The organism is Treponema sp. OMZ 805 (assembly GCF_050937395.1).
Taxonomy (GTDB): domain Bacteria; phylum Spirochaetota; class Spirochaetia; order Treponematales; family Treponemataceae; genus Treponema.
In genome coordinates this window covers 1-3,404 of the sequence record NZ_JACCLP010000027.1, presented here as the reverse complement: position 1 = coordinate 3,404, position 3,404 = coordinate 1, and the positions used below count along the sequence as shown (strand labels likewise).

Here is a 3,404-nt window from a genome sequence, read left to right as displayed (position 1 = left end):
GACTCGGCACGCGATATTAAGACGTGGCAACAGTATAACGATGTGCTGAAAGCCTTTGCAAATTTAGGCTTTAAAGTGAAAGCCGGTAAATCCGCACAGACCGGATTAAAAAAGACCGCGCCGCAGACCGGCCGCTCCGGCGATTGGATTAGCGCACGGCAGGAGTATTACATACGGGGCTTGTGGGATATGGCAAGCAGGGCAAAAGATGAGGCATCGTTGCAGGCAATGTTACAGCGCATTGCAGGCGTTAAGTATATCCAATGGATAAGCAAGGACAATGCGACAAAGGTGATCCTTGCTTTAAGAGATATAGCGAAAAAGGCGGGATACAATCCCGATGCACCGGCTAAAGCGGGAATGAAAGAAAAATGAATGAGACGTTTGATGAGGCAAATGAGACGCTTGAACAGTTGGAATTACTCATCGGTAAAGACAATGCCCGTAAAGTCTTTGAATTTTTTGAGGGGAGCAGTTTTTACTTTCCGAAACGGATAGGACTTACCGAGCAGCATCGTCAAATCTATGCCGAACTGCGTTCCGGTTTCACTTATGCCGACCTTGCACGGAAATACGGGTATACAAAGTCCTACATTCGCAAAATCGAACACAAAATAGCGAACGAACGGCGGGCAATGCTGAAAGCGGGAAAGCCCTTACCTGATATAGAAGTTACAGCCGATGCAGCTCCAATTAAACTGGATGTGCCGCACTCAAGACCGTTTGAACAAGGAGAATTATTTTATGAATGCTGATTTAGAAACCATTAAAAAGCGGATTAAAAAGCTGTTAGCGCTGTCAAAAAGCCCGAATGAGAACGAGGCAATGGCAGCATTACAAAAGGCGCAGGAACTGATGGAAGAATACCGCATAACGGAAGCCGAATGCGTGTATGCGTCGCAGACGGTCAAAGCAACAAAGCGGGAATCGGCATGGCGGTCAACGCTTGCGAACACAGTTGCATCGCTGTATGCCTGTGAGGCATTACATGACGCCTCAAGCGGTGAAATGATTTTTTACGGAGAATCATTCGACGCATTTATGGCAAAAGAGATGTACGGCTATTTAAGTAAAACGATAGACCGGATGGTTAAGCAGAACGTGCGTAAACGTAATACGCTGAAATACAAAAATCAGTACCGCTTCGGGATCGTCTGCCGGTTAGCAATTCGGATATATGAATTGGGACAGCAAGTGTCATGGGCACCTGAGCGTGAACATAAATTGCTTGCGGTAAAAAAGGCAGCGGAAAACGAATTCGGCATTATAACGAGGAGTGAACTGAAAACAACCCATAGTGGTAAAGCCTTTTATCGCGGCGTAGCTGACGGCGGCACGGTGTCGCTGCACCGGCAGGCAACCGCCCGCAACGGTTACTTGGAGGGATAAAAATATGAAGGTAACAAAAGCGGATTTGAAAAAATATCTTTTACAGGAAGGCTGCGGACAAGCTGCAGGTGAGATTGCGGAAAAGGTTATCGGCTGGATTACGGATAACATAAAGGCGGGGAATACGATAGAGCTGCGCGGGTTCGGCACGTTTTATACGGTTACCGTACCGGCGCATAAAAACCGTTTTAACCCCAATAAAACGGTTGATGAACGGGTAAAGGTAAAATTCCGTCCCGGCAAAAGTTTACAAGGAAAGGAGCTTTTGAAAAAATGAAAACGATTTTTCTAAACGGCAAAAAGCCGCCGTACATGGAAGGAACCGAATACATCAAACTAAGTGCAGGACAAATATCACATGCGGTGAACAGTCTTAATTATGCCGGAAAAGAAGCGGCCGCGGTCGTTGCCATTATGACGCTTAACGCGCTGGGACTTACCCCAGCGCAAATTACCACGCTGCTTGCAACCGAATAGAGAGGAATAAACAATGATTGTTTTGATAGTGAATATTTTGCTGTCTTTTTTACTAGCTTGTTTATTTAATTTTACCTTTTTTGAAAAAAGACGGTATCTGCAATTAAAGAAATTAAATGCAGAGCTGGAGTTGCTTTTAAAGGCCTTTGAACTTGAACATAAAGGCATACCCATTCCTGATCATATCAAACGTTACATCAAAGAGCGGTATGAAACGACAAAGAGGAGGAATAAAAGATGATTGTTCTGAAAGGTACTCTGGTAAAGGTTGTACATAGCCGGTATGGAGCATTTACCGCCCGCGTAGGCGAAACCTTTAACACTGAACGGGAAGTATTCTTTCCGCTCATCCTTGAAGATGAGGTCGTCTATGGACACAAGTATGAGTGGAACAAAGGCGATTGTATCAGTTGTAATCGCCAATTTTTAAGAGCATTTGAAATACTGGAGGGAAGATAAGATGAAAATAAATAAAGCATGGTGTTTTTTTGAGCAAACAGGAACATTTAAAAATGAATTTATGAAGCTTGGTATACCGGCAGTAGATTGTGATATATTAAATCATTTTAACCAAACAGATCATCAAATAGACTTATTTGATGAAATTCAAAAAGCCTACACGGGAAAAATGTCAATTTTTGAACATATTTCTACTAATGATTTGATTTTTGCATTTTTTCCGTGCACTCGATTTTCATGCCGTGTACAACTAAATGCCCGGTGCGAAATGCCGCAAGCTCGTAACTGGGATGATTCCAAAAAATTGGACTATTCAAAAGACATCGTTGAAGGAATTAGCAAGAATTATGATAGATTATGTAAATTATGTATGGTCGCACGGTCTTACCGATTGAGACTTATTATTGAAAATCCATATACACAGCCGCATTTTTTAACTCAATATTTTCCTTTAAAACCGAGTATCATTGACGTAGATCGTACTATGAGGGGAGATGTATATAAAAAGCCAACAAAATATTACTTTATAAATTGCAATCCTGAACACAATTTTTGTTTTGAAAATATCGAAAACGAAGTCAAAAGGACTGTCGAAAAAGTAATAAGCGATGAAACAATGACACGAGAAGAAATGAGAAACTTTATTTCTCCCGTTTATGCAAATAGGTTTATTCGAGAATTTATTTTAGATGAGGAGAAAGAGAATGATAAAGACTTATCACTTTAATTATGACTATGGTGTTGCAGAAGTTACAATCGTAGTAGACACAAATATTTTTACACAAGAGTTAGCCGAAGCCATACTAGGTGCTGATGACTGGTACCTAATCGGAGTAACAGACCCTATTGATACGGTTATAGAAAATTGTGCTATGGACGTAATAAAGGCGGGTGTGCAATTCGGTGATAATTTACCAGCAATAAAAGAATACATACAAGAAAATAATGAATTAAAATTTTTAGGAGATAAATCAGGAATTAAAGTTATTGATTTCAAGCCGTTCCAATTTGATGATACGCGTTTGGAGCTTGAAAAAGTAGAAGTTACAGAGGGAAAATATTAAATGCACACTTACACC

9 protein-coding genes are annotated in these 3,404 nt (G+C 41.0%); all 9 read left to right on the top strand.

Going from position 1 to position 3,404, the window contains the following annotated elements:
* Positions 1-375 (top strand): phage protein GemA/Gp16 family protein (locus HGH47_RS12030; protein ID WP_432912653.1); only part of this gene is annotated, 375 nt, incomplete at its 5' end.
* Positions 372-755: a Mor transcription activator family protein gene (locus HGH47_RS12025; protein ID WP_432912650.1), complete on the top strand. Its 384-nt coding sequence runs from the start codon at positions 372-374 to the stop codon at positions 753-755. The genes HGH47_RS12030 and HGH47_RS12025, both read left to right, overlap by 4 nt.
* Positions 745-1,389, top strand: coding sequence for a DUF2786 domain-containing protein (locus HGH47_RS12020; RefSeq protein WP_432912648.1), 645 nt, complete (start codon positions 745-747; stop codon positions 1,387-1,389). The genes HGH47_RS12025 and HGH47_RS12020 overlap by 11 nt, the downstream gene beginning before the upstream one ends.
* Positions 1,390-1,393: 4 nt before the next feature.
* The gene (locus HGH47_RS12015) at positions 1,394-1,666 is read left to right on the top strand and encodes an HU family DNA-binding protein (protein WP_432912646.1); all 273 of its coding nucleotides are present in this window, start codon (positions 1,394-1,396) and stop codon (positions 1,664-1,666) included.
* Positions 1,663-1,866, top strand: a complete 204-nt coding sequence (locus HGH47_RS12010) for a hypothetical protein (protein WP_432912643.1) — start codon at positions 1,663-1,665, stop codon at positions 1,864-1,866. Before HGH47_RS12015 ends, HGH47_RS12010 begins: the two co-directional genes overlap by 4 nt.
* Before the next feature lie 13 nt (positions 1,867-1,879).
* Positions 1,880-2,107 (top strand): hypothetical protein, encoded by a 228-nt coding sequence (locus tag HGH47_RS12005; RefSeq protein ID WP_432912640.1) that lies wholly within the window; start codon positions 1,880-1,882, stop codon positions 2,105-2,107.
* Entirely contained in the window at positions 2,104-2,325 is a 222-nt protein-coding gene (locus tag HGH47_RS12000) for a hypothetical protein (protein WP_432912599.1), read from the top strand. The genes HGH47_RS12005 and HGH47_RS12000 overlap by 4 nt, the downstream gene beginning before the upstream one ends.
* 1 nt (position 2,326) lies before the next feature.
* Positions 2,327-3,052, top strand: coding sequence for a hypothetical protein (locus tag HGH47_RS11995; protein WP_432912637.1), 726 nt, complete (start codon positions 2,327-2,329; stop codon positions 3,050-3,052).
* Complete coding sequence (locus HGH47_RS11990) at positions 3,030-3,389, top strand: hypothetical protein (RefSeq protein ID WP_432912634.1); 360 nt, start codon at positions 3,030-3,032, stop codon at positions 3,387-3,389. Before HGH47_RS11995 ends, HGH47_RS11990 begins: the two co-directional genes overlap by 23 nt.
* Positions 3,390-3,404: the final 15 nt, after the last annotated feature.

Excerpts from the sequence above, each read along its gene's own strand:
- HGH47_RS12025 (WP_432912650.1), top strand. The coding sequence starts at position 372 with ATGAATGAGACGTTTGATGAGGCAAATGAGACGCTTGAACAGTTGGAA.
- HGH47_RS12020 (WP_432912648.1), top strand. The coding sequence starts at position 745 with ATGAATGCTGATTTAGAAACCATTAAAAAGCGGATTAAAAAGCTGTTA.
- HGH47_RS12015 (WP_432912646.1), top strand. The coding sequence starts at position 1,394 with ATGAAGGTAACAAAAGCGGATTTGAAAAAATATCTTTTACAGGAAGGC.
- HGH47_RS12010 (WP_432912643.1), top strand. The coding sequence starts at position 1,663 with ATGAAAACGATTTTTCTAAACGGCAAAAAGCCGCCGTACATGGAAGGA.
- HGH47_RS12005 (WP_432912640.1), top strand. The coding sequence starts at position 1,880 with ATGATTGTTTTGATAGTGAATATTTTGCTGTCTTTTTTACTAGCTTGT.
- HGH47_RS12000 (WP_432912599.1), top strand. The coding sequence starts at position 2,104 with ATGATTGTTCTGAAAGGTACTCTGGTAAAGGTTGTACATAGCCGGTAT.
- HGH47_RS11995 (WP_432912637.1), top strand. The coding sequence starts at position 2,327 with ATGAAAATAAATAAAGCATGGTGTTTTTTTGAGCAAACAGGAACATTT.
- HGH47_RS11990 (WP_432912634.1), top strand. The coding sequence starts at position 3,030 with ATGATAAAGACTTATCACTTTAATTATGACTATGGTGTTGCAGAAGTT.